28 protein-coding genes and 9 pseudogenes are annotated in these 25,412 nt (G+C 29.1%); 4 read left to right on the top strand and 33 right to left on the bottom strand.

Features of this window, described 5'->3' with window-relative positions:
• Positions 1–22: 22 nt before the first annotated feature.
• The 9 genes and pseudogenes from PL321_RS15195 to surE form a co-directional block, all read right to left on the bottom strand.
• Positions 23–502, bottom strand: coding sequence for a S1 RNA-binding domain-containing protein (locus PL321_RS15195; protein ID WP_273962571.1), 480 nt, complete (start codon positions 500–502; stop codon positions 23–25).
• 457 nt (positions 503–959) lie between these two features.
• Positions 960–1,922: a 4-hydroxy-3-methylbut-2-enyl diphosphate reductase gene (gene ispH / locus PL321_RS15190; protein WP_273962570.1), complete on the bottom strand. Its 963-nt coding sequence runs from the start codon at positions 1,920–1,922 to the stop codon at positions 960–962.
• 71 nt (positions 1,923–1,993) lie between these two features.
• Positions 1,994–2,122 (bottom strand): hypothetical protein, encoded by a 129-nt coding sequence (locus PL321_RS15185; protein WP_273962569.1) that lies wholly within the window; start codon positions 2,120–2,122, stop codon positions 1,994–1,996.
• Between the two features lie 15 nt (positions 2,123–2,137).
• Positions 2,138–2,508, bottom strand: a pseudogene (locus PL321_RS15180) (lysophospholipid acyltransferase family protein); the annotation flags it as partial.
• Positions 2,505–3,165, bottom strand: a pseudogene (gene cmk, locus PL321_RS15175) ((d)CMP kinase). The pseudogenes PL321_RS15180 and cmk, both read right to left, overlap by 4 nt.
• A 57-nt stretch (positions 3,166–3,222) precedes the next feature.
• Positions 3,223–3,564 carry a chorismate mutase gene (gene aroH / locus PL321_RS15170; RefSeq protein ID WP_273962567.1) on the bottom strand — a complete coding sequence of 114 codons (342 nt, stop codon included), beginning with the start codon at positions 3,562–3,564 and terminating at the stop codon, positions 3,223–3,225.
• Positions 3,565–3,574: 10 nt separating this feature from the next.
• Positions 3,575–4,795: pseudogene (locus PL321_RS15165) on the bottom strand (NAD(P)/FAD-dependent oxidoreductase).
• A gap of 103 nt (positions 4,796–4,898) precedes the next feature.
• Complete coding sequence (locus tag PL321_RS15160) at positions 4,899–5,780, bottom strand: MurR/RpiR family transcriptional regulator (RefSeq protein WP_273962566.1); 882 nt, start codon at positions 5,778–5,780, stop codon at positions 4,899–4,901.
• Between the two features lie 117 nt (positions 5,781–5,897).
• The gene (gene surE, locus PL321_RS15155; RefSeq protein WP_273962565.1) at positions 5,898–6,671 is read right to left on the bottom strand and encodes a 5'/3'-nucleotidase SurE; all 774 of its coding nucleotides are present in this window, start codon (positions 6,669–6,671) and stop codon (positions 5,898–5,900) included.
• A gap of 76 nt (positions 6,672–6,747) precedes the next feature.
• Between surE and PL321_RS15150 the strand changes: the two genes are divergently transcribed.
• On the top strand, positions 6,748–6,927 hold the full coding sequence (locus PL321_RS15150; protein ID WP_273962564.1) for a hypothetical protein: 180 nt from the start codon (positions 6,748–6,750) through the stop codon (positions 6,925–6,927).
• A 469-nt stretch (positions 6,928–7,396) separates the two neighbouring features.
• Here PL321_RS15150 and PL321_RS15145 read toward each other — a convergent pair whose 3' ends face one another.
• The 3 genes and pseudogenes from PL321_RS15145 to PL321_RS21700 all read right to left on the bottom strand — a co-directional run bounded on the left by PL321_RS15145 (position 7,397) and on the right by PL321_RS21700 (position 9,933).
• Positions 7,397–7,792 carry a tRNA (mnm(5)s(2)U34)-methyltransferase gene (locus PL321_RS15145; RefSeq protein ID WP_273964614.1) on the bottom strand — a complete coding sequence of 132 codons (396 nt, stop codon included), beginning with the start codon at positions 7,790–7,792 and terminating at the stop codon, positions 7,397–7,399.
• Between the two features lie 202 nt (positions 7,793–7,994).
• Entirely contained in the window at positions 7,995–9,437 is a 1,443-nt protein-coding gene (locus PL321_RS15140; RefSeq protein WP_273962563.1) for a carbon starvation CstA family protein, read from the bottom strand.
• A 149-nt stretch (positions 9,438–9,586) separates the two neighbouring features.
• Positions 9,587–9,933: pseudogene (locus tag PL321_RS21700) on the bottom strand (LytTR family DNA-binding domain-containing protein).
• A 232-nt stretch (positions 9,934–10,165) separates the two neighbouring features.
• Between PL321_RS21700 and PL321_RS15130 the strand changes: the two are divergent.
• Positions 10,166–11,290: an ISL3 family transposase gene (locus tag PL321_RS15130; protein WP_337961191.1), complete on the top strand. Its 1,125-nt coding sequence runs from the start codon at positions 10,166–10,168 to the stop codon at positions 11,288–11,290.
• A gap of 135 nt (positions 11,291–11,425) precedes the next feature.
• Here the strand turns inward: PL321_RS15130 and PL321_RS21695 are convergent, their stop codons facing one another.
• The 7 genes and pseudogenes from PL321_RS21695 to PL321_RS15100 all read right to left on the bottom strand — a co-directional run bounded on the left by PL321_RS21695 (position 11,426) and on the right by PL321_RS15100 (position 14,155).
• Complete coding sequence (locus PL321_RS21695; protein ID WP_443110803.1) at positions 11,426–11,644, bottom strand: response regulator; 219 nt, start codon at positions 11,642–11,644, stop codon at positions 11,426–11,428.
• A gap of 18 nt (positions 11,645–11,662) precedes the next feature.
• A complete protein-coding gene (locus tag PL321_RS15125) occupies positions 11,663–11,833 on the bottom strand; it encodes a hypothetical protein (RefSeq protein ID WP_273962561.1) in 171 nt (56 codons plus the stop codon).
• 1 nt (position 11,834) lies between these two features.
• On the bottom strand, positions 11,835–12,053 hold the full coding sequence (locus PL321_RS15120) for a sensor histidine kinase (RefSeq protein ID WP_273962560.1): 219 nt from the start codon (positions 12,051–12,053) through the stop codon (positions 11,835–11,837).
• Between the two features lie 76 nt (positions 12,054–12,129).
• Entirely contained in the window at positions 12,130–12,360 is a 231-nt protein-coding gene (locus tag PL321_RS15115) for a histidine kinase (RefSeq protein ID WP_273964612.1), read from the bottom strand.
• A gap of 43 nt (positions 12,361–12,403) precedes the next feature.
• Positions 12,404–12,637 (bottom strand): hypothetical protein, encoded by a 234-nt coding sequence (locus PL321_RS15110; RefSeq protein WP_273962559.1) that lies wholly within the window; start codon positions 12,635–12,637, stop codon positions 12,404–12,406.
• A 158-nt stretch (positions 12,638–12,795) separates the two neighbouring features.
• Positions 12,796–13,194 (bottom strand): LytS/YhcK type 5TM receptor domain-containing protein, encoded by a 399-nt coding sequence (locus PL321_RS15105; RefSeq protein ID WP_273964611.1) that lies wholly within the window; start codon positions 13,192–13,194, stop codon positions 12,796–12,798.
• A 255-nt stretch (positions 13,195–13,449) separates the two neighbouring features.
• Positions 13,450–14,155: pseudogene (locus PL321_RS15100) on the bottom strand (pseudouridine synthase).
• Between the two features lie 228 nt (positions 14,156–14,383).
• On the opposite strand from PL321_RS15100, the gene PL321_RS15095 reads away from it, so the two are divergent.
• Positions 14,384–14,917 carry a 3'-5' exonuclease gene (locus PL321_RS15095; protein WP_273964609.1) on the top strand — a complete coding sequence of 178 codons (534 nt, stop codon included), beginning with the start codon at positions 14,384–14,386 and terminating at the stop codon, positions 14,915–14,917.
• Here PL321_RS15095 and PL321_RS15090 read toward each other — a convergent pair.
• The 3 genes and pseudogenes from PL321_RS15090 to PL321_RS15080 form a co-directional block, all read right to left on the bottom strand.
• Positions 14,882–16,156, bottom strand: a pseudogene (locus PL321_RS15090) (FAD-dependent oxidoreductase). The gene PL321_RS15095 and the pseudogene PL321_RS15090 overlap by 36 nt on opposite strands.
• Positions 16,157–16,415: 259 nt before the next feature.
• Positions 16,416–16,694 carry a hypothetical protein gene (locus tag PL321_RS15085; protein WP_273962558.1) on the bottom strand — a complete coding sequence of 93 codons (279 nt, stop codon included), beginning with the start codon at positions 16,692–16,694 and terminating at the stop codon, positions 16,416–16,418.
• A 20-nt stretch (positions 16,695–16,714) separates the two neighbouring features.
• Complete coding sequence (locus tag PL321_RS15080; RefSeq protein ID WP_273962557.1) at positions 16,715–17,068, bottom strand: hypothetical protein; 354 nt, start codon at positions 17,066–17,068, stop codon at positions 16,715–16,717.
• A gap of 396 nt (positions 17,069–17,464) precedes the next feature.
• On the opposite strand from PL321_RS15080, the gene PL321_RS15075 reads away from it, so the two are divergent.
• Positions 17,465–18,538: an ISL3 family transposase gene (locus PL321_RS15075; protein ID WP_273964333.1), complete on the top strand. Its 1,074-nt coding sequence runs from the start codon at positions 17,465–17,467 to the stop codon at positions 18,536–18,538.
• A gap of 469 nt (positions 18,539–19,007) precedes the next feature.
• Here PL321_RS15075 and PL321_RS15070 read toward each other — a convergent pair whose 3' ends face one another.
• The 11 genes and pseudogenes from PL321_RS15070 to PL321_RS15015 form a co-directional block, all read right to left on the bottom strand.
• On the bottom strand, positions 19,008–19,997 hold the full coding sequence (locus tag PL321_RS15070; protein ID WP_273962556.1) for a D-alanyl-D-alanine carboxypeptidase family protein: 990 nt from the start codon (positions 19,995–19,997) through the stop codon (positions 19,008–19,010).
• A 182-nt stretch (positions 19,998–20,179) separates the two neighbouring features.
• Positions 20,180–20,588 (bottom strand): annotated as a pseudogene (gene ytfJ, locus PL321_RS15065) (GerW family sporulation protein).
• On the bottom strand, positions 20,542–20,844 hold the full coding sequence (locus tag PL321_RS15060) for a DUF2953 domain-containing protein (protein ID WP_273964608.1): 303 nt from the start codon (positions 20,842–20,844) through the stop codon (positions 20,542–20,544). The pseudogene ytfJ and the gene PL321_RS15060 overlap by 47 nt, the downstream one beginning before the upstream one ends.
• 304 nt (positions 20,845–21,148) lie before the next feature.
• Complete coding sequence (gene scpB, locus PL321_RS15055) at positions 21,149–21,712, bottom strand: SMC-Scp complex subunit ScpB (protein ID WP_337961190.1); 564 nt, start codon at positions 21,710–21,712, stop codon at positions 21,149–21,151.
• Positions 21,681–22,447 (bottom strand): annotated as a pseudogene (locus tag PL321_RS15050) (segregation/condensation protein A). Before PL321_RS15050 ends, scpB begins: the two are co-directional and overlap by 32 nt.
• Positions 22,448–22,458: 11 nt before the next feature.
• Positions 22,459–22,728: a site-2 protease family protein gene (locus PL321_RS15045; RefSeq protein WP_337961189.1), complete on the bottom strand. Its 270-nt coding sequence runs from the start codon at positions 22,726–22,728 to the stop codon at positions 22,459–22,461.
• Positions 22,729–22,760: 32 nt separating this feature from the next.
• A complete protein-coding gene (locus PL321_RS15040; protein ID WP_273962555.1) occupies positions 22,761–23,078 on the bottom strand; it encodes a site-2 protease family protein in 318 nt (105 codons plus the stop codon).
• On the bottom strand, positions 23,071–23,325 hold the full coding sequence (locus tag PL321_RS15035) for a hypothetical protein (protein ID WP_273962554.1): 255 nt from the start codon (positions 23,323–23,325) through the stop codon (positions 23,071–23,073). Before PL321_RS15035 ends, PL321_RS15040 begins: the two co-directional genes overlap by 8 nt.
• Positions 23,326–23,465: 140 nt before the next feature.
• On the bottom strand, positions 23,466–23,627 hold the full coding sequence (locus PL321_RS15030) for a hypothetical protein (protein WP_273962553.1): 162 nt from the start codon (positions 23,625–23,627) through the stop codon (positions 23,466–23,468).
• Positions 23,628–23,677: 50 nt separating this feature from the next.
• Positions 23,678–24,169, bottom strand: coding sequence for a hypothetical protein (locus tag PL321_RS15025; protein ID WP_273962552.1), 492 nt, complete (start codon positions 24,167–24,169; stop codon positions 23,678–23,680).
• A gap of 87 nt (positions 24,170–24,256) precedes the next feature.
• Positions 24,257–25,400, bottom strand: a pseudogene (locus PL321_RS15015) (D-alanyl-D-alanine carboxypeptidase family protein).
• Positions 25,401–25,412: the final 12 nt, after the last annotated feature.

Here is a 25,412-nt window from a genome sequence, read left to right as displayed (position 1 = left end):
CACTCTTGGCATATTTTTATTTTTAAGCAATCAAAGATAATGACACCTTTTTCTTATCATAATCTATATTCAATATTTTAGGCTTTACCACCTGACCAATTTTTAAATAATCGCTTGGTTTATCGATTCTTCTCGTAGTTATCTGTGAAATATGAATCAATCCATCTACACCCTCAATAATTTCAACGAATGCCCCATAATCAGTAAATGCAACAACTTTACCTGTTATTACGTCTCCTTCTTTATATTTAGAAATAAATTCATCCCAAGGCTCCTTCATTGTTCTTTTTATACTACCTGACACTTTATTTTCATTTTTATTAATTTTAGTTATTACAATATTAACCTCTTGGTTAATTTTAAATTCCTTTTGAGGCTTTACTTTTCTATCCCAGGATACCTCAGAATTAGGTACAAATACATCTATAGGACCGACAGTTATAAAAATACCTGATTCTATAAAAGATTTTATTTTACCTCTTAACTCCTGTCCAAAATTCAATTCCTCTATAAATTTTCTCTTTTCTTCTTCCAGTCTCTTCTTTAAAACATTTTTTCTTGAAACTATAATTTCTATATTATCATTCTTTTGTAATTTAACATCTATTACATTTACTTCTATATCTTTTCCTAAAATATTTTTATTATCCTCCTTCTGTGTTAAACCTGATAAAGACTCAGGTAAGAAGGCTTTTATATTATTAAATGCACACTCATATCCACCCTTAATCTCATTAAGGACTCTTACTTTAATTAATAAACCTTCTTCTTTTATTTTCTCTAATTCTTCTATTATATCGTATTTTTCTATATTTAATCTACTTAGAACAACATTCCCTTCTTTATCTGAAAGCCTTACTATCTCTAAATCATAAATATCTCCAACTTTAAATACCTCTTTTAAATTTATGATTTTATTTGAAGCTAAATTTTTGGTAATATACCATCAGATTTATAGCCTATATCAAAAATACCTCATCATTTGTAATATGTATTACCTTTCCTTCTACTATTTCACCAACAGAAAGATTTTTAAAGCCATAATCTATTTCTTCTTTGTTATTTATTTCATATTTATTTTCTACAACTTTATTTAAAGTATCTACCTTATCAATCACCGCTTTTATTGTATATTCAGGAGTAGATGCACCTGCTGTAATACCAACCCTTTGTGCACTTTTTATTTCTTCTAAATCAAGTTCATTTTCATCCTCTATAAAAATTGCTTTTTTACAGTTATCGCTACATATTTCATATAATTTTCTTGAATTTGAACTATTTTTTCCTCCTATTACAATCATTATATCTACCTTTTTAGAAAGCTCTATTGCCTCATTTTGTCTTTCATCTGTAGCACTGCAAATCGTATTGTATATAAGTATCTCTTTAGCATATTTAATTAATTCGGCTGATATTTTATACCATTTATTTTGATTAAAGGTTGTTTGAGCAACTATACATATTTTCCCTATATTTTTATCTACCTTATTTAAATCCTCAATATCATTAATGATAATTGCAGTATTTTTACACCACCCGTTTATCCCCTTAACTTCTGGGTGATTTTCATCTCCGACTATTACAATTTTGTAGCCATCATTATATTTTTGTTCAACTATTTTGTGTATATGTTTTACATAAGGACAAGTTGCATCAACTATAATAGCACCACTTTGTTCTATCTTCTCATACTCACTTTTTGATATTCCGTGGGATCTTATTATAATTTTGTCATTTGGCTGTATATTGTCTAAATTTTCTATAACATCAATACCTCTATTTTTTAATTCATCTACTACCTGTTTATTATGTATAATAGGACCATAGGTAAAAATTCTCTCTCCATTTTCATTAAAGGCCTTTTCAATTGCCTTCTTAACACCAAAACAAAATCCAGCTGTTTTTGCTACCAGAATTTCCATATTACATCCCCTCTTTTAGTTTTTAATTTCTTGCATAACTATTTGACTTAATTCTAAATAATCAGTATTAGTCATTTTCTCTTTTTATATTTATCATAATCAATTGGTTGTCCATACTTTATTTTTATAGAAGTAAAGGGCTTATAACTTCCAACAATACATACTGGTATTACTGGCATACCTGACTTTATAGCAAACATAGCAACCCCTGCATTTGCCTGACCAAGTTCACCTGTTTTTGAACGTGTTCCCTCTGGGAAAAGACCTACTAAATTATTTTCCTTTAAAAGCTTTAAAGTAGTTTTTACAGCATTTAAATCTGCTTCTCCCCTTTTACAGGAAATGCTCCAAACTTCTTTATTAACTTGCTTAATACTGGCTTTTCAAATAACTCATATTTTGCCATAAATCTTATTTGTCTTTTCGTATAGACACCAACTATTATAGGATCCATCCAATGAAAATGATTTGGACATATAATTGCACCTTTGTCTTTTGGTATATTTTCACTGCCATAAATATCAACTTTATAAATTATTTTAAAAATACCCCTTATTACTATTTGACAGAATTTATAAAAATTCATAGGTTAGCACCCTTTCTAATAATTGAAATAATTTCCTCCACAACCTCTTGTATAGACTTATCTGTAGTATCCACTAAAATTGCGTCTTCTGCCTTTCTTAATGGATTTATTTCTCTATTTGAATCAATTGTATCTCTATTTCTTATATCATTACAAATTTCTTCAAATGTTATATCTATCCCTTTATTTTTTAGTTCTTCAAAGCGTCTTCTTGCTCTTTCTTCAACCGAAGCTGTTAAAAATATTTTTACCTGTGCATCCTTTAATACATTTGTACCTATATCTCTACCATCCATAATAACACTTGATTTTTTGCCATTTCTCTTTGCAGATAAACTAATCTCTCTCTAACACAAGAAATTGCAGCAACATCTGATACTCTACCACTAACATAGGGCATACGTATTTCTTCTGAGACATCAACACCATCTAAATAAACCCTGCCATTTACTAATTCAACTTTTGTTTCGTCTACTATTTCCTTTACAGCTCTAATATCCTTTATATCAACCCCCTATTTAATAGTTTTAATGTTATTGCTCTATACATTGCACCAGTATCAATATATTCTATACCCATCTTTTGTGCAATTAGTTTTGATATTGTACTTTTTCCCGCTCCAGCAGGTCCATCAATAGCAATTGCAATATTGTTCATAACAATCCTCCTGTCATATATATATTTCTATAAAAAGATTAAAACTCCTTCAATAAGTCAGGTCTTAATATAGTTGCTTTTTAAGAAAAATATGTCTAACTTCTTTCTGTGTTTTTCACCATTCACATACATTAAAACCCTTATACACTTTTCCAAAGAATTTTCAACGTACATTTCTTGAAAACATAAGAGGCCAGCATACTTAATTCCTAAATTTCTTGCTGCTTCTGCTGGATATGCTGATTTTAAATCCCTTGTTGCTGTAAATATTATTGATATTATATCTTCTATTGAGATGTTGTTTCTTAAAATCATCTCCTTCAAAAGTATTTCTGTTTCATCTATAATTTGATCTCTTTCATCTTTTTCAACAGTTGTTGCACCTCTAATTGCAAACATATAAACCTCCCTAACAATTCATTCCTGCACAGTATCCTGTGCTAAATGCTATTTGAAGATTAAACCCTCCTGTTAGTGCATCTACATCCAGAAGTTCTCCTACAATAAATAATCCCTTAACTAATTTTGATTCCATTGTAGAAGGATCAACCTCCTTAACACTAACTCCACCCCTTGTAACTATCGCTTCTTCTATTGGCCTGGTATCTATAACTGTAACTTTAAAGGACTTTAATAAATTAATAAGTTGATTTCTTTCCTTTTTGTAATAGAATTAACAACTTTATCACTTGGGATTCCGCTCAAGCTTACTACAACTGGAATTAACTTCTGTGGTAATAAGTCATCCAATGCGTTTTTAAATTGTTTGTTTATATATTTTTGAAAGTCCTTTAATATTCTTTTGTCTAATTCATCGTAGTCCAATGCTGGTTTTAAATCAATAAAAATTTCAACTTCATTAGGTAATATATCTGATATCCTTCTACTTGCAGATAATATAATAGGTCCTGATACCCCAAAATGAGTAAAAGCATTTCTCCAAAATCCTCATAAAGTGTTTTTCCTTTATATTTAACCTTAATACTTACATTTTTAGAGAAAGACCCATTAAATCTTTAACCCATTCTTCTTTGCACACAAGTGGAACTAATGAGGGTCTTATATCAACAATAGTATGTCCTAATTTCTTGGCAAATACATATCCATCACCCGTTGAACCTGTACCTGGATATGATTTTCCACCAGTTGCAAGGATTACAGAATCGCACTTGATAACTTCTTTATTATTTATTTCAACGCCTATTATTTTATTATCCTTTGCTATAATATCAGTTACTTTAGTTTTAAGCAATATTTCTACATTATTTTCTTTCAAGTATTCTTCAAAGCATTTTATAATATCACTTGATTTGTCCGATTGTGGAAAGACTCTATCTCCTCTTTCGACTTTAAGTTTTACTCCTTTAGCTTCTATCATCTCCATTAAATCATAGTTTGTAAATGTATAAAGAGAACTATACATAAATTCGCCATTACCTGGTATGTTTTGAATTATTTCTTCTATATCTTTATTGCTGGTAACGTTACATCTTCCTTTACCCGTAATAAATAATTTTTTACCTAATTTTTCATTCTTCTCTATTAAAACTACTTTATTTCCTCTTTGTGCAGCTTTAATTGCTGCAATCATCCCAGCTGCTCCTCCACCTACAACAACAACCTTTTTCATATACTTCTCTCCTTACTCTCTTTTTGTTATTATTTCTAACTATATGCCCTACAATACAATATCACATATCTTGCAAAAATAAATAAAAAGCCTGTTAGGCTTTTTATTCATTGTTAATTTTATTTTTGTAACTATAAACGTTATGTTCTTCCCAAATCTCCTCAAGTGTCCTAAAGGTCTCTTGAGTTTTCTCCTTTTCCTTTAATCCTACTGCTACAACAAGTGCATTAATTACACTTAAAGGAGCAACCAATGAATCAACAAATGATACCATATTACTTTGAGCAATTAATGTATAATCTGAATAAGTTGCAAGTGGTGATAATAGGCTATCTGTTATTGTTATTACCTTTGCACCTCTGCTTTTTGAAAATTTCATAGCATCAATAGTTCTTGTGGAATATCTTGGAAAACCTATTCCAATTACAACATCGTTTGGTCCAACTCTTAAAAGTTTTTCAAAGACATCACTTATACCTGTTGATACTATTCTAACATTATCTAAAATTAAGTTTAAATAAAAACCTAAAAACTCCACTAATGCCTGTGAGCTTCTAAAACCAACTATATATATTCTTTTTGCATTAAGAATTTCATCAACTGCAGCATCAAAGGAATCAATGTTTATTTTTTCTAATGTTGCCCTAAGGTTTTCCATATCTGCCTTAAGAACACTTTTAAGAGGATTTTCTTCAATAAAATAGTCATTTGATATTTCAATTCTTTGTACACTGGTTAATTTGTTCTTAATCATTTCCTGCAATGCTTTTTGCAATTTAGGATATCCACTATACCCCAACTCATTTGCAAATCTAACTACTGTTGATTCACTTACACCAACCGTGGTACCCAGCTTTGCTGCTGTCATAAATGCTGCCTTATCATAGTGCTTTAATATATATTCTGCTATTAGCTTCTGCCCTTTACTTAATCTTGGGAACTTTAATTGAATAAGTTTCATTAAATCCTGTTTGTTTTCCTGCATTATACCATCCCTCTTCATTGTCATTTTAGTCTATGAATATTTTATCATCTTTTTCATTAAATTGCAATATATTTTGCATTTGAATAAAATTTCGTTGCAACTTCATCATTTATATAATCATTTAAGTGAAAATTGATTTTTAAATTCATTTTCTACACTTTTTAATAGTTTAAAATTAGTTAAATCATAGTGAAGAGGAGTAATAGTGATATACCCATTATTTATAAAGTATACATCTGTATTTTCGATTATATCATCTGTAGGTTTACCTTGTATTTCATAAACCTTTTCTACATCATTACTGGATTTTTCAATAAATATATTTGAATAAATTCTTGTACCTAAATTGCAAACTTTATACCCTTTTATTTTTGAGTAATCGATATTAGGAACATTTATATTAAGTACAACATCATCTCCTATAGTTGTTATATCAAAATTATTCAGTAATTTTTTTATAAATAACGCTGCAGTTTCATATTTAATTTTTCCACAATCTCTATCCATAGAAACTGCAATTGAAGGAATTTTATATATAGCACCTTCAATTGCAGCAGATACTGTACCTGAATATAAGACATCTGTTCCAACATTTAATCCATCATTAATTCCAGAAATTATTAAATCCACCTTCCCATCAACAAGCTTGTTTATACCCATTTTTACACAATCTGCAGGCGTTCCATCAATAGAAAAACATTTCGAATTTAACCCATCAATTTTATATTCTTTTACTGTTAAAGGTCTATATATAGTAATCGAATGACCACAGGCACTCTTTTGAGTATCAGGTGCAATAACAGTTATATCGTGTTCATTCTGCAACACATTTGCTAATATTCTTATACCTTCTGCTTCTATTCCATCATCGTTAGTTAATATAATTCGCATAAATCAACCTCCTTTTTAAATATAATCACCAATTTTTATACATAATATTAGTAAATACAATGAAAGGAGTAACACAATGATACAAATTGACGATGCAGGTAGTGGAAGCTTAGTTGGCGGTACAGCCATTGGTATTGTAAGGGTTGAAACAAATGAGTATATGTGGGATGTTATTCCTATAAAATACTTTACAACCCCTTATTTTGAAAATAAACGTTATGAAGATTACGCCCTTTCGATTATAAAAAGTATCTAACCTACTTAAATGTTGATAAAAATGAAAGGATAGAAATTTGTCAAGGATATATTTTCAATAAAACAAGAGACTACCTTATCAATAGTAAATACAACGTGCTTAGCACAAAAATTTCTGAACCTTTACAAACATTAATAGAAAAATCATTTATCGAATACTGTACTCAAATAGGTATTCCCTATGATTATCTACGATATACTAAATATCCATTTCATTTTCATAAAATGCTTAGATGGGTATTTGCGGATAAAAAAGAGAGTTAAGTTATGTAAAACCGCCTGGAATAGTTGGAAAAAATACTCGGATACACAATTACATATTCATTACGATTATATAGTATCAGGTAACTTTACTTGCTTAAAATGTGGTAAAAAATAAATACTCCATCAAAAATTAAAGTTATCGAATTTACAACAAATAAAAAACAATTTATTTATCTTCACGATAACTGTCATTTTTTCAATAACAATTAAAAAGGTGCATTCCTTCTATTAATAAAATCTATTTTCATTATTGAAAATTGTTTTGAATCTATCTCTGATATAAACTTTAATAGATCTTCTGCCTCCCTCTGCCCCTCCTCGTGTCCAACATATGCTGCTATTGTCATTACTCCACCTGGCATCAGTAGCTTCAATCCCTTTTGTACAGCCATTAATGTAGTATCACTTTTTGTTGTTATAGTCTTATCTGAACCTGGTAAATACCCCAAATTAAACATAATTGCCTTAACCTGTTCTTCTATATATATATCCATATTTTCGTGGCCATCATATATAACCTTTATATTTTTAATTCCTTCTTCATCTAATATTGCATTGAATTTTTCTATTGCTGATTTTTGTACTTCAAAGGCATATACTATACCATTTGGAGTTATCGAATTTAAAAATAGTGTATCATTCCCATTACCTAATGTTGCATCAACTACAATATCCCCATCTTCTACTGTCTTTTTACTATCTCGTGTGCTAAGCTTGTTGCCTTTAAAACAACTTTATACATAGAATCACTCCCTACAAAGAAATTTGAGGATGCTATTGCATCCTCAAATTATTTTACACCTTTTATTCAGTTATTGCTACTTCTTCTTCTGTATCCTTAATTGATTTTATATACTCTTTAGTATTTTTCATAAAAATCATTAATAGCCCTACTGCAACTACCAATCCTATTATATTAGATATGCTTGCTGCAAGTTTAAATCCTTCCTTTGCTTGTAATATATAGCTTATTGATACATAGGACATAAATGTTGCTGGTACTACTGCTATCCAGTAGTTCTTTTTATATTTGTATAGATAAACTGCAGCTGCCCAAAGAGTCACCATAGCAAGTGTTTGATTTGCCCAAGCAAAATATCTCCATACTATATCAAAATTAATAAATGTTAAGCCAATACCTACCGCAAATAATGGAACAGCTAAGAATAATCTTTTTACAACTTTATCTTGAGGGAACTTGATCATATCAGCTAACATTAATCTTGCACCTCTAAAGGCTGTATCTCCTGAAGTTATAGGACAAGCTACAACTCCAAGCATAGCAAGAACTCCACCTATTGGTCCAAGTAACGTCTTTGTTATCTCAAGAACAACTCCACTTGGTCCAACCTTTCCAAGAACTGCCGCAAGACCTGGTACTCCCTTGTAAAATGCCATACCAGCTGCAGCCCAAACAAGTGCAATGACACCTTCAGCTATCATTGCTCCATAAAATACGCTTCTTCCGTATTTTTCATTTTTCATACATCTTGCCATAAGTGGTGATTGTGTAGCGTGGAATCCTGATATTGCACCACAGGCAATTGTAATAAACATCATTGGGAAAATTGGTAAACCCTTAGGATGAAGATTTACAAGTGATATTTCTGGTATATGATAACCTTTTAATATTATACCTCCACCAACTCCAAAGGCCATAACAATTAATGCTATTCCAAACAGAGGATATAGGTTTCCTATCAATACGTCTATTGGTAATATTGTTGCTAAGAAGTAATATGCAAAAACTGCAACAACCCAAAATGTTACTGTCATATATGATGGAGTAATTGATGCCAAAAGCTTAGCAGGTCCTGTAACAAATACAACTCCAACAAGTACTAAAAGAACTATTGTAAAAACTCTCATTACGTTTTGTATCTTCTTACCTAAATAAATTCCTTGTATTTCTGAAAGGCTTGCTCCTTTGTGTCTAATAGAAATCATACCTGAAAGATAATCGTGAACTGCTCCTGCAAAAATACTTCCAAAAACAATCCATAAGAAGGCTGCTGGTCCAAAAAGTGCACCTTGAATAGCACCAAATATCGGTCCAAGCCCTGCTATATTAAGTAGCTGTATAAGATAAACCTTCCAAGTTGCCATTGGAACGTAGTCAACTCCGTCTTGTAGTGCATATGCAGGCGTTATCCTTTTTTCGTTAACACCAAATTGTTTTTCTACATAAGAACCATAGACATAATACCCAAGAAGTAATAATATAATTCCAAAGATAAATGAGTACATTTTAACCCTCCTCCTATTTTTTGAATGTTTGTACAATTTGTATCTTTATGATAGCACTAAAATATATTTTTATCATTTATTTGAGGGTAAAATGCATCTTTTTATCTTAAAATGCAATTTTTGAAGTTTGATTTGCATTATAATAAAAATTATAAATTATAAAATTCTCTAACCAATCTTGATTTACTCCTGCTGACTGGTATTTCAGAACTATTATTATCCTTCATAATCATTTTATAAGTACCGTTAAACCAAGGATGAATTTCCTTTACTTTATACGGATTAACTAAAAAACTTCTATGGGTTCTTAAAAACCTGTCATTTCTTCAAGTTCATTAAGAGTAAATTTAGTTTCATACTTGTTATTTAAAGTTTTTATAATTGTTTTATCTTGCTCAATGCAAAAATAAATAACTTCATCTGTATTAATTAAAATTATCTTACCATTTTGTTCACAAGGAATAACATTTTCTTTTGCCTTTGATACTTTTTTCATTAATTCATCTATTTTTTCATTTAAACTATAAATATCATTATTTTTGGTTCTATAATAAATGTTGGGGCGTAGACCCAGCATATTTTTTACAAAAAATATGTGCACCTGATTAGACACCTGGTAAAATTAAAATAACCAAACAAAAACCTTACCTGAAAGGAGGCATCCATCAAGTGCACACTAATAATTCTATCAAAAATTTATTAGGTTTTAAAGATGTTATTATAAAAAGATTATTCATAATGACACGTACATTGAGATATACTTAGAAACTAAGAAAAAAATTTGTACTTGCCCTAATTGTAATTCCAAAGTTACAAGAGTTCACGATTATAGAATTCAGCGTATTAAAGACATACCCTTATTCTTTAAACATACTTTTATCATTCTTAAAAAACGTAGATATCGTTGTAATGCCTGCGGCAAAAAATTTTATGAACATATAGAATTTTTACCTCGTTATCATAGAATAACTAATAGATTAGCTATGTTTGTAATTTATGAATTATCTAATGAATATAGTATGACATCAGTTGCTAGAAAAACTAATCTATCTATCGATACTATAAAACGTATTTTTGATAATGTATCTTACTCTTCTCCTACTAATTTACCTAAAATAATATCTATAGATGAATTTAAAGGTAACTCTGGTGGTTCTAAATATCATTGTGCAATAGTCGATCCTGTTAATCATAAAATACTAGACATTATTAAAGATAGAAAAGAGCATATTCTTATAGATTATTTTAGAAAAATTAAAAATCGCGATAGCGTTACACACTTTATTTGTGATATGTGGCAACCCTATATTGATTTAGCTAAAACTTATTTCAAAAATGCTGTAATTGTTATAGATAAATTTCACTATATTAGACAAGTCATATGGGCAGTAGAAGCGGTAAGAAAACGTATCCAAAGAGAACTATCAATTAAATTAAGAAAATACTTTAAAAGAAGTAAAAAGCTTATTTTAAAAAGATATGGCTTACTTGATACAGATTCAAAGTTAGCTTTACAAGTTATGTTTTCTTATAATAGTGAATTAGCAATTGCCCACACTTTAAAGGAAAAGTTATTGAGTATTATTGATGCTTCACCTTCTTCTAACGAAGCTCGTGTCCTCTTAAAAGATTGGATTAAACTTGCACAAAATAGTGGTATCAATGAATTGAAAAGATGTGCAAATACCTATATCAGATATTTTAATGAGATTTGTAATTCTTTTGATATTCCTTATACAAATGCTTGTATAGAAGGATTTAATAATAAAATCAAAGTTATTAAAAGAATAGCCTTCGGCTATAGAAATTTTGATAGATTCAGGAATAGAATTCTTCATTGTTGTAATAAATAATCTGTTAAATATTGTATTTTAGGAAATCCAACTATCGTTGGTCTTTTTGTCGTGCAATTTTTTAAGGGTAAACTCCCCTCATCCTATCTATCTTGCTAAAATCATTATCAAATAAGAAAGGACAGGCATTCTAATCTAATGCCCGCCCCAACTATTGACAAAGAGCCTATTTTTTCTATTAAAGGATATTATCAATCTGTTTATTGTTTCATCAAATCTTTTTTCATCAATAGGTTTCAAGATGTAGTCTAATGCATTGTATTCAAAGGCTTTAATTGCATATTCATCGTAGGCAGTTATAAAAACAATATCTGTTTTATTAGTCTTATTTTTAATTAATTTACTTAATTCTATGCCACTTCCCCTGGTATATTAATATCCAAAAACTACATCAAAAGTTGTATCTTCTATTTTTGCTACTGCATCGTTATAACTTGTAGCATAATCCTCTATAACAAAATCACTATACTTTGAAAGATGAAATCTTAGTTCTTCAATTGCAGGCATCTCATCTTCTACAATTAAACATTTAATTTTTCTCATTTTATCCCTCCAAGATAGGAATCTTTATTATTGTTTTTGTTCCTTCCTCTATTGAACTTTGAATATCAAATAAATAATCCGTACCATAGTATAATTTTAGCCTTTCTTTAATATTTATAATTCCTATCCCCTCTCCTTTATTAATTGAATCACAATACTCGGGATTGAATCCAACACCGGTATCTTCAATAATAAAAATTAAGTAATTATCACTTTCCATACCCTTTAAAAAACACTTCCTCCCACTGCTTTTGGAGAAATTCCGTGTTTTATTGAATTTTCCACAATCGGTTGTATTAAAAAGAAGGTATTTTATAATCTTTAATTCTATCTTCTATATCACAATAAAAGCTCAATCTTTCTCCAAACCTTGCCTTTTCAATCGTAATATATGAATTAATTAAATCTATTTCCTCCTTTACTTTTATGAAATCATCATTTCTTTTTAATGTACCTCTAAAATAATTTGATAAACTCAAAATCAATTCCCTTGCCTTTAAAGGATTTGTTCTACAAAACGACGCAATTGTGTTTAATGCATTGAAAAAAAGTGTGGGTGTATTTGTGCCTTCAGTGCTTTAAGTTCTGCTTTATATATATTTTTGCTATTGTATTTAACCTAATTATTTCAATTTGAGTTGATAAAAGTTCTGCTAATTCATCAAGAAATTCAATATAGTATTTATCAACTGCATCAATACTTTTTATACTAACACCCAAATAACCTTCAAAGTAATTTTCTGAATAGAGTCTTGCTATATAAAAACTATTTTTGTTATGTACAATAAGCTTTGATTTTTCCATTATGTTTAAACCATTTAATATATCAATAATATATGAATCTTCATATTTTGTTGTATATAATACTTCATTAGTACTACATATAAAAACACATTTTGCTCCTGTTTCAGATGATATAATTTTACATATTTTTTCAGCACTGTCCTTATTTAAACCAATTTTTAAATAACCTGATGCTTTTTAGTTATATTTAGTGCTCTATATGCATTGAAGGCTGCAATTTTATTTAAATCGTCCTTAATATTATTTATAATATTAATAAATAGAGCAACTCCAAAAGAATTTATTAAAATCATTGGCATCGCTATATTTTTTTCTAATTCTAAAGCTGCTTCAAAGGGTTTAGCTACAATCAAAATAATAATAACTTGTAGTACCTCTGCTATAAATCCAGCAATAAAACTTATTAAAATATCTCTTTTTCCTTTTCGTATAAAATTTTTAAATATTCCACCTATCAGTCCTTCTACTACAGTTGAAATTGCACAGGATAAAGCTGTAAAACCACCTAAAGTGTATCTATGAAGTCCTGCAATAGCACCTACTGCAATTCCTACAATAGGTCCCCCTATAATTCCAGCAACAATCGCACCTATAGGCCTTATATTTGCTATAGCTCCCCCTGAACTTTAACTCCTAAATATGTACCTAATATTGAAAGTACAGAAAAAACGATATTAATACAAGTTTTTCAACACTTGTTATCTTTTTATTAAAAGCCTTTTAAACATTATAGTTTGTGAAAAAACATATGCTGCCAATGCAATAATCGACATTCTCTCAAGTAATTGAAGATATAACATATAATCCCCTCACTATAAAGATTTTAAATATTCTATCTCTCTATCATTTAATGGTCTCCATTCGCCCTCTCTTAAATTTCCTAACTCAATATTACCAATTCTAATCCTCTTGAGCTTTATTACATTATGTCCTATTGCACTACACATTTTCTAACTTGTCTATTTTTACCTTCGTGTATAATAATCTCAACAACACTTGTCTTACCCATTTGCTTTAATAATCTTATTCCTGCTGGTGCAGTTATATAATCATCTATCTTTAACCCCTTTTAAATTGGTTCATCTCTTCTTTTGTTGGAACTCCTTCTACTTCTGCTATATATACTTTATCTACCTCCCTTGAGGGATGCATCAATTTATTAGCAATATCCCCATCATTTGTTAGTAAAAGTAGACCTGACGTATCATAATCTAACCTACCAATTGGGAAAATTCTCTCCTTTACATCAACTAAATCTATAACTGTTTTTCTCCCAAACTGGTCCATTACTGATGTAATATAACCAGTTGGTTTGTTTAACATAATATAAACTTTTTTCTCCTCTGGTTTAATTACTTTTCCATCTACTTCTACAATATCAGATTCAGTATCAACAGATACTATCTCCTTTATCAATCTACCATTAACTTTAACTTTACCCTGTAATACTAATTCCTCCGCCTTTCTTCTTGAGGCTATGCCACACTTTGCTATGTATTTTTGAATTCGCTCCTTCATTTTTTCACTCCCTTCTTGTAATTAATTATAATAGTAAAAAATTTTATAAACAACATCATTGACCAAAAACTTGTTGTATTCTTCATTGCAATAAAATTATTATATTTACGAAATCTATTATTAGCTCCCTAAAAATGTTATAATAAATTGTAAAATATTAAAAGGAGCTGAAAGAATGACAATTAAGAAACTAATTTACACTGAGAAATTTTTTGATTCTTTTGTTGCATTGATTTAGAGACGACTGGACTTAATCCAGAAAAAGATAAAATAATTGAAATAGCTGCCATTAAATATAAAAATTTTAACTTGGTTGGTTCTATTCATACATTGATCAATCCTAAAATTGAAATACCAAGTTATATAACATCAATAAACGGTATTTCAAATGATATGGTAAAATCAAAACCTATTATTGATGAAGTATTTCCGAAACTAATTGATTTTATTGGGGATTTACCTATTGTTGCACATAATGCCGGTTTTGATGGCAAATTTATAAAATTTTCATCAATATATTTGTATAATGAAGATATAATAGATAACTCTTTTATTGACACAGTAAAAATAGCAAAGAAGTTATATCCTCAACTTCCAAATCACAAGTTAGAAACAATTAAAAACTTTTATGGTCTAAATTTAAAAAGCCATAGAGCCTATGACGATACATTAGTTGCTGCAAACATATATATAGAATATTGCAAAAACAAGGGGCATAATTTGCCCCTAAACAAGTTTCTCTTTAAACATTCCATAAAGTAGCAATTTATTAACCTTCTTTTTAATTTCTTCAGCATCGATAGTATATAAACCTAAGTTTTTCATCCTTTCAAAGTATTCAGACCCCGCAAAGGTGTATCTTTTGTTAATCCATATTTATTTTTTTACCTTCATTTTCATATTTTATTATATCTCCAACAGCTAAGGATGATGGTAATTCTATTAATTTTAAGCCTAAAACATCTCTTACAGCATTATAACCTGCTAATGTACCTGTAACTATTGCTTCAGTGTGGCCTACAAATAACCCACTCTTTTCACCGCCAACAAAAAGATTATCTATTCCAACTACCTTCATTGTATTATCCCTTGGTGCCATTGATAAATATCTTATGGAGTTTGCTCTACCTCCGGCATATGGGTCAATAAACCTCACATTTTCAAATCCCTTTAATTTTCTTAAATTTTCAAGCGGATAGAAACTTGTCATAAGCTTTGCGTGACCTGTATCTAATAAAATAACTTTTTCAGCAAATTCCTTAAGTGCATATTGCTGACATACCTTCATCTTTAATTTCTCAGGATGAATATCCTCTTTAGGTACATCTGTTATATAAACACCCTTTGTATCCAATTCATTTCTTATTTCTTCCGAAAGCGAATTTTTATCTAATTTACACGAGCCACTCATTGCTCCAAAAACACCGTCATCCCTCATCCCAAGTATATCTTCTACTCCAGCTCTTTGACTTAAGCTAACTCTTGGACCATAAGAGGGACATCTTAAAATACACATTGAACATCCCTTACCATATCTTATACAATTACCCATAGGTCCTGTCGAGCCTGTAGTTTCAACATATACATCTGCTTCAATTCTTTCACCATCTTGAAGATATATAGCATTAATATGGTTTTTCTCTACATCAACATCTACTGCTCTTGTTTCAAATTTTATATCTATTCCTAAGCTTAATAAATAGCGTCTAACATTTGCCTCTATTATTGTTACGTCATATAGATCTGCGTGTTTATGTCCTGGAAACTCTATATTCTTATGTCTTGTGCATTTTTCTATAACATTAAATAATTCATCTGCACCCAATGCAATTAACTCCTCTGTTGCAGTGTATCTTCCATTGTTTCTCATTATTCCTCCAACATTTCCTAACCCTAATAACATATCTGTTCTTTCTATTAAAACCACATCTGCACCGCATTTTTTGCCTGTAATGCAGCGGCACAACCTGACCAGCCACCACCAATTACAACAACCTTCATCTAATACCATCCTCCATTAAATAATACTCAATCGGATTGTATTGTTGCTTACAGGAACGTATATACTTTCCTGATAATTTAACTTGGCAACTTCCACATATTCCTTCTCCACAACACATAATGTTGTTGTTTACACTTGCAAAATATATTTTATTATTTCTTTTATAAATATAGTTAATTATAATTTTATTAAAATCATCATCACCTGCTATTATTATAACTGGTGTTTCGTTTTCATCTATTATATTATCTATTTTATCTATAAAAACATCAGATAAATTTTTGTTTTATAATTAATAATATCAATGTTTTCAACAAAGGCATCATATTTTTTATAGTATGAAGTGCAAGCATTTTCTTGACTTCTTCCTCTATCAAGTAAAACACGTATTTTATTCCCGTTTATTCTTAATCTTCTTGTAGCTAATACTCCGGGCGACGCTGCCACACCGCGTCCTATAATCAATACATTGTTGTCCTTCAGATTTCTTAAAAATCTTTGTCCTTGTATACCATTCCAATAAGGACCCTTAACCATAATTTTGTCGGTACAATCAATTATATTTTTGTTTTAATACCGTGTATCTTTAATAACAGTAAAATAGAAGATTTATCATAATTAATATCCATAATTGAAATAGGTGTTCCAAAGCAATCCTCACTATTAGGTTTTTTAATAAATACAAAGGCTCCTAAATTATCAAGTTCTCTAACTAAATAATTTGTTACTTTTACTTCATATAAATATAAATCATCTCTTAATTTATTGATAGAGATAATATCACAGTTTTTATACTCTCTACCTTCTTTAGCTTTATTTCCATTGTTTAATAGTTCTTGATATATACACGTTCCTTTCCAATATAGGCAATCACAAAAACCTTGTTTTGAAGTTGACTGCAGATTATGCACTCTCCCTTTTCAGCTAAATGACAAGGACAAAAATCAGAACCCGCATCTATACACTCAACATATCTATACACCTAAACCCCCTTCTTTTATAGATTATTCACGATTTAAAAATGTGTTACAAAAGCTGCCTATATAGGCAGCTGAGGTTGTTAAAAAGCTGGTTCTATAATAAATGTTGGGGCGTAGACCCAGCATATTTTTTACAAAAAATATGTGCACCTGATTAGACACCTGGTAAAATTAAAATAACCAAACAAAAACCTTACCTGAAAGGAGGCATCCATCAAGTGCACACTAATAATTCTATCAAAAATTTATTAGGTTTTAAAGATGTTATTATAAAAAGATTATTCATAATGACACGTACATTGAGATATACTTAGAAACTAAGAAAAAATTTGTACTTGCCCTAATTGTAATTCCAAAGTTACAAGAGTTCACGATTATAGAATTCAGCGTATTAAAGACATACCCTTATTCTTTAAACATACTTTTATCATTCTTAAAAAACGTAGATATCGTTGTAATGCCTGCGGCAAAAAATTTTATGAACATATAGAATTTTTACCTCGTTATCATAGAATAACTAATAGATTAGCTATGTTTGTAATTTATGAATTATCTAATGAATATAGTATGACATCAGTTGCTAGAAAAACTAATCTATCTATCGATACTATAAAACGTATTTTTGATAATGTATCTTACTCTTCTCCTACTAATTTACCTAAAATAATATCTATAGATGAATTTAAAGGTAACTCTGGTGGTTCTAAATATCATTGTGCAATAGTCGATCCTGTTAATCATAAAATACTAGACATTATTAAAGATAGAAAAGAGCATATTCTTATAGATTATTTTAGAAAAATTAAAAATCGCGATAGCGTTACACACTTTATTTGTGATATGTGGCAACCCTATATTGATTTAGCTAAAACTTATTTCAAAAATGCTGTAATTGTTATAGATAAATTTCACTATATTAGACAAGTCATATGGGCAGTAGAAGCGGTAAGAAAACGTATCCAAAGAGAACTATCAATTAAATTAAGAAAATACTTTAAAAGAAGTAAAAAGCTTATTTTAAAAAGATATGGCTTACTTGATACAGATTCAAAGTTAGCTTTACAAGTTATGTTTTCTTATAATAGTGAATTAGCAATTGCCCACACTTTAAAGGAAAAGTTATTGAGTATTATTGATGCTTCACCTTCTTCTAACGAAGCTCGTGTCCTCTTAAAAGATTGGATTAAACTTGCACAAAATAGTGGTATCAATGAATTGAAAAGATGTGCAAATACCTATATCAGATATTTTAATGAGATTTGTAATTCTTTTGATATTCCTTATACAAATGCTTGTATAGAAGGATTTAATAATAAAATCAAAGTTATTAAAAGAATAGCCTTCGGCTATAGAAATTTTGATAGATTCAGGAATAGAATTCTTCATTGTTGTAATAAATAATCTGTTAAATATTGTATTTTAGGAAATCCAACTATCGTTGGTCTTTTTGTCGTGCAATTTTTTAAGGGTAAACTCCCCTCATCCTATCTATCTTGCTAAAATCATTATCAAATAAGAAAGGACAGGCATTCTAATCTAATGCCCGCCCCAACTATTGACAAAGAGCCAAAAGCTATAATACACTTGGCCCCTTGAAGGATTTCTTTGGCATTCCTTCATTTTGCTAAGCAAGTCTAAGCTTTTCTTTGTTTAAAAAGTCCTACCCTCGCGATGCCCTCATCCGTGAGGGCCGCTCGGCTCGGCACATCGTGTGCCAAATTACGGACTTTTTCAAAGTCTAAAGATACGACTTGCTAAAGCTTATGAAATATGCCATTTTGAAATCCTTTCAAGGGGCAATTTCATAACCATAGCATCTTTTATGTTTGTCAACAATCTGAGCTGCCTATATGGGCAGCTCAGATTAAGGTTATTTTACTGAAAAGGTTTTAAAGGTATCTACTATTGATTTTATTAAATTTTTTCTATCAACATCTCTATCACTAACTACTGGATATTTCGCTATTATATTTCCATCATAATAAACAACCAAATTACCAAGAACATCTCCCTTTTTAATGGGTGAAAAAACAACTGATGGAACAAATATATCTGTTCTAATATATTGAATTTCTTCAGATTTTAGAGGAACATAAACATCGTTTTGGGTCTGTGAGACAATGTATTTTGTTTTTCCTCCAAATACCCTCAAGCTTTTTACCTCATAATCCTTATCAAATAATTTTATAAATTTATAGTTTTCCTTTGCATATTTTATTAATTCTTCTGCATCTTTCCATCGATCAGAACTATTTAAAACAACACATATAAACCTTCCATAGTTATGTTTTACTGATGCAACTAAACATTTTCCTGCTCCACCAGTATATCCTGTTTTAACTCCATCAGCATTTTCAACCCTATACAAAAACTTATTTATATTTGAATAACTTCTATTAAATTTACCACTTATACCAGAAGATATCTCTTTAGTGGAGACTATTTTATTAAATACATCATTTTTCATTGCATAAGCAGTTATTTTAGCTAAATCTTCTGCAGTTGTATAGTGACCATCTGCATCAAGTCCGTGAGGTGTTCTAAAGGATGTATTAAATGCACCTATTTCAATAGCCTTATCATTCATCATTTTTAAAAAGTTATCTACACTTCCACCTATATGCTCTGCTATTGCTATTGCTGCATCATTCCCAGAACGAAGCATTAAACCATATAAAAGTTCTTCCAATGAAATTTTTTCACCTGCAACAAGACCTGCACTTGAACCACCTATTGATGATGCTTTTTTACTCACAATTACTTTATCATTTAAGTTTCCTTTTTCAAGTGCAACAATTGTTGTCATTATCTTTGTAGTACTTGCCATAGGCAATCTAATATCACTATTTTTACTATACAAAACTCTTCCTGAATTTTGATCAATTACAACAGCTGAATAGCAGTTTAAAGGAATTTTTTATTATTAGGTTCTGTATATGTTTTAAAACTTGAAAATACTATAGTTATTAATAATATAATAGTAATGCTTGTATATTTCTTCATTTTATAACACTCCTATATAAAAGCAATTAATATTTGCTTTTATGATGGATTAAAATTTTCTTCTTCTTTATTTTCCTTTTTCTTTTTAAAATTTTTTATAAATTCTTTTAACAAATCTGGTACATTATCAAGCAATCTTTCAACATAGTTCATTTCAGTTGCAGGTAATAACCTAACATCATCTCCTACAACTAAAAAGCTATTGGTTGAACAGAAACTCCTGCACCACTTCCTCCTCCGAAGGGATAAGAAGAATTATTCTTATCCGAATCAGATTGTTTAAATTCACTACCACCTGATACAAATCCCATTGATACTTTAGAAATAGGTATAATAACCTTTCCATCCTTTGTTTCTACAGGCTCACCAACAATTGTGTTAACATCAATCATCTTTTTAAATTATCCATTGTAGTTCTCATTAACCCTTCTATTGGATGTTCTGCCATATGATACACCACCCTTATAAATTTTTATTATAGTTGAAAATGATTTTATAATGAATAATAAAATTGTCATCATATTAAATTTAATAATAAGTGTAAAGTTACCTTTTGTCTTAGTTAAATTAAAATCGCAATATATATTACCTTTAAATTTAAATTTATAGTAACCTTCAATAAATGAAAAAACAGTAGGTAATATAGAGTTTAATAAACCAAAAATCATTGCCGTATTAAAAGCATCATTACTTGCTACCGTTATACTATAATTTAAACTTATATCTATTCTTTTTAATAAATAATTTATGTTTTTAATAATTTGCTTTTTATAGCTATAAATAGTTTTGTAATCAAATTTTACTTTTTCTTTTCCCTTTACTCTATTAGTTTTCTTTTTTTATTAAATTTATAACGATTAAATCATAAATTTTTAAATAAAAAAGTTTTCCGTTATAGGTAAAGGAAATTTTTATTGGAATAAAAAGTAATAAAAATAATACTGACACTATTAAATACAACATAATTAATCACCTAAAATATAAAATGAGGAAGAATAATCTATTATATTATTCTTCCTCATTTTCCAACTTTAATTCAATTAATTCTGGTAACTCATTAATATTTTTAAATCCAAAGTATTTTAAAAACTCATCAGTTGTACAGTACAGTATTGGCCTGCCTGTAGTATCGAGTCTTCCACTTTCCTTTATTAAGCCTCTTTCAAGAAGAGTACTTATCGCTCTATCGCTTCTTACCCCTCTTATTTCATCTATTTCAACTTTTGTTATAGGCTGCTTGTATGCAATAATCGCCAGGGTTTCGATTGCAGCCTGTGATAAATTTTGTTTTGATTCAGGTTTTAAAATTTTCTTAATGTAAGTAGAATATTCAGGTTTTGTTGCCAACTGTATTTTATTGTTATACTCAACCAAAACTAAGCCTCTATTATCTTTTTCATAATCCAATGATAAGTCCTTTATTATACCTTTTAGCTCTTTTAAATCAATATCAACTATTGATGCCAACTCTTTAATTTCTATTCCATCTCCAACTGCAAAGAGGATCGATTCAATAATTCCTTTAATTCTTTCAGTATTTTCAGATAGCCCAAACTCTCTTAAAAATCTGATTCTGCCATTCTTCCTCCTGCCCTTCTATATATATATCTTCAAAGTTTTCTCTTTGATAGACCCTTATCTTTTTAGTTTTATTAATTCCAACATTGCAAGAAATGTCACAATAAGTTCAAGTTTACAATTCGCTTCCTCAAAAAACGTGCAAACCTAATTCTTTTATAAATTTCAACTAAGCCAACTATATAATTCATTTTATCTTCTATTTTATATTCATCGTGACTTATATTTTCATTTATTATGGTTTTATTATTAGTTCTTCTTTCATACGCTTCCATTACCTTTTTAAATGCAAACATTAGATTTTCCAATGTTATATTTTTAAAAAATACATCTTTACTTTCAATATCATCAATTATTTCTGGTGGTTTAAAATAAATTGTACTTTGTTCTTCAATCATCTTTAATTGTTCTGCAAACTCTTTATATTTTTTATACTCAATTAGTTTTTGAACAATTTCTTTTCTTGGATCCTCCTCAACCTGTTCTTCCTCCTGTGTTTTTTTCTCGGAAGAAGCATTTTTGACTTAATCTCAAGTAAAGTTGCTGCCATAACCAAAAATTCACTTGCTATATCTAAATTTAGTTCCTCCATAGTTTTAAGATAATCAATATATTGTTCAGTTATTTCAGCTATTGGTATGTCATATATATCTACTTCTGCTTTTTTATAAGATGTAATAATAAATCTAATGGTCCCTCAAATACTTCTATCTTTATATTTATTGACATTTAACCTCACCTTAAACAAAAATTTCAACTAATTTTATTATTAAAATCCCTAATCTTTGATTTAAAAAGATTAATATATTCCTAAAAGGAGCAAACCAAAGCAACATAAATAAAAGAATTGTAGAATATCTTTCCATTGAATATATATAGTAGGATACCTTTCCTTTAAAAAGTTCTGCAAATATTTTTGAGCCATCTAACGGAGGAAATGGCAATATATTAAAAACAGCCAGTCCTGTATTTATAAAAAATAAAATTTTCAAAAATTCTGCAACCCCGATAGTTTGCTGTGTAAAGTTTGTCTTAAATAAAATTAAAACAGAAAAAATGCAAGAATAATATTAGACAATGGACCAGCAATTGAAGTAATAATAATACCTAAACTTCTATTCTTAAAATTGTATGGATTTACGGGTACTGGTTTTGCCCATCCAAAACGAACTATTAAAAGTGCAATTAAACCTGCAATATCAATATGTGCAAATGGATTTAATGTTAATCTGTCGTATACTTTTGGTGTATCATCTCCAAGCAAAGTTGCAGCTAATGCGTGGGAATATTCGTGTATAGTTAATGATACTATAACAGCTATACTAACGAATATTAATTCACTTAATGAACGATCAAACATTTTTACCTCCCATACTAATCAAATATTTTACAGTTTCGTTTATAATAAAATCCTTTCTTTCATTAGCATCTAAATTTAAAATTTTATCATTATGTATCTTATAATTAATATTTTTTATGAAGTTATCAATTCTTTTATCTTTAAATGTATTTAAAAGCAACTGTATACTGAAGGTATTTTTATTTGAAACTAAAAATTTATATACTTCATAATCATCATACTTTAGAATATCATTTAATTGCCTCAATTTCAAACATTTTTGATTAAAATTTTTTGATAAGCCCAACTTATTTTTTATTATTTCCAAGTTATTTTCACTATTTTTGAAAAATAGGCAAACATATTTATCTTCAAGTTCAAGTAAATTGATATTCTTTAAAGGTATATTTATATCAATTGAGGAGTTAAAATAGTTATCAAAAAATTAAAATCACAAAGAAGCATAATAACCCTTTTATAATCATTAATCTTAAACAATTCATCAAGTTCTCTTCTTATTCTACTTGAAGGTAAATAATCCATATATCTATTTTGTATACAATCCTTCATTAACTTATATGTGTAATTACAGAAATTGAAATTTAATCTGCCTGCATATTTTATACCTCTAAAAAACGCGTAGGATCATCTCTAAAACTTTTACTATGCAACACTGTAATTGTTTTATTTTTTATATCCTTTATGCCATCAAAGTTATCAATAAAAATTTTTTCCGTTATATTATAAGCTATAGTATTTATGGTAAAATCTCTTCGTTTTAGATCATCATAGAGTGTACCTTCTTCTATTAAAGGAATTGAAGCTATTTCTTTATATGTTTCTTTTCTTGCCATTACAAAGTCAATATCTTCTCCCTCTAAAATAAACTTTGAAGTACAATAATGCTTATTATATATAAATTCACAATTTAATTTTTGAGAAATGCTTTTACTTATTTCAAAATGTTTGTCTCTATTAATTTGTGCTACAAAATCATAGTCAATAGGTTTTATGCCTATTATTATATCCCTAACAGCACCACCAACTAAATAAAAGTTAATATCATATTGCATTAATACTTCTATAAAACTTTTTATTGTGTCATTAAACATATGTACCACCCACCATTCATTAGTATAACATAAAATAAATTAAAATAAAATCAAAAGGAGTTGAATTATCAACTCCTTAATCAGCGTTCAAAAACTTTTAATTACTTTATTTAAGGTATCTATAAACTTCATTTTTTCAATTTTACTATCTGCAATAGCCTCAACTTGGCCGTATACATTTTCACCTTCTACTGCTTTTACTATTCCAACAGTTTCTCCTTTGTTAATAGGTAGTTTTAGATCTTTAAAAATTTCTATTTTCTTTTCTATATTTGGTTTATTTCCCTTTTCTACTACAATATTTAAGTTTTCCTTTGCTATAACCTTTACTATTTCTGGTTTTGCCTTTGGTATCCTAACTTCTCCTACAACTTCACCCTTTTTACTACATCAAAACTATCATATTTTGCAAATCCTACATCTAATAGCTGTGCTGCCATTGCATTTCTTTCCTTAGCACTTGGTGCTCCCATAATAACTGCTATAAGTCTTACATTTCCTCTTTTTGCAGTTGAAGAAATACAGTACATTGCCTCCTTGGTATATCCTGTTTTCAAACCATCACACCCTTTATACGCTTTTATCATTTTGTTTCTATTTACAAGCGTAAAGGGAGTTTTTCTTCCCTCTGAAATTGTTTCCATCCAAATTGTTGTATAATCTAATATTTTTGTATGCTTCAATAATTCTCTGGACATTATTGCTACATCATAGGCTGATGTATAATGATTTGGGTCATAAAATCCATAGCAGTTAACAAAATTTGTATCATTCATTCCTAAACTTTTAGCTCTTTCGTTCATTTTTTTACAAATTCTTCTTCTGTTCCATATAGAAATTCTGCTAAGGCTACACAGGCATCATTTGCTGATTCTATTGCTGCTCCCTTTAAAAGTTCCTCTACGGTTCTAACTTCGCCAGTCTCAAGATACATAGTACTGCCACCTAATCTTTTAGCATTTTCACTAACTACAACTTTATCTGTAAGTTTTATTTTGCCACTATCTACAGCTTCCATAACTAAAAGCATTGTCATTATTTTTGTAACACTTGCTGGAGCAAGCTTTTCGTGGGATTTATATTCATACAGTATTTTACCTGTTGAAAACTCCATTAGAATTGCTGATTTACAATTAAAATTTGGCTCTACAATCACTTTTGCTTTAGATTGATATGTAAACATAAAAATAAATAGTATTGTAAGAAAAATAACCTTTAACCTTTTATTCATTTTTAATTCCCT

It is taken from the genome of Caloramator sp. mosi_1 (genome assembly GCF_028622835.1).
In the GTDB taxonomy this organism is placed as follows: Bacteria; Bacillota; Clostridia; order Clostridiales; family Caloramatoraceae; genus Thermobrachium.
This window is presented reverse-complemented; position numbering and strand designations above follow the sequence as displayed.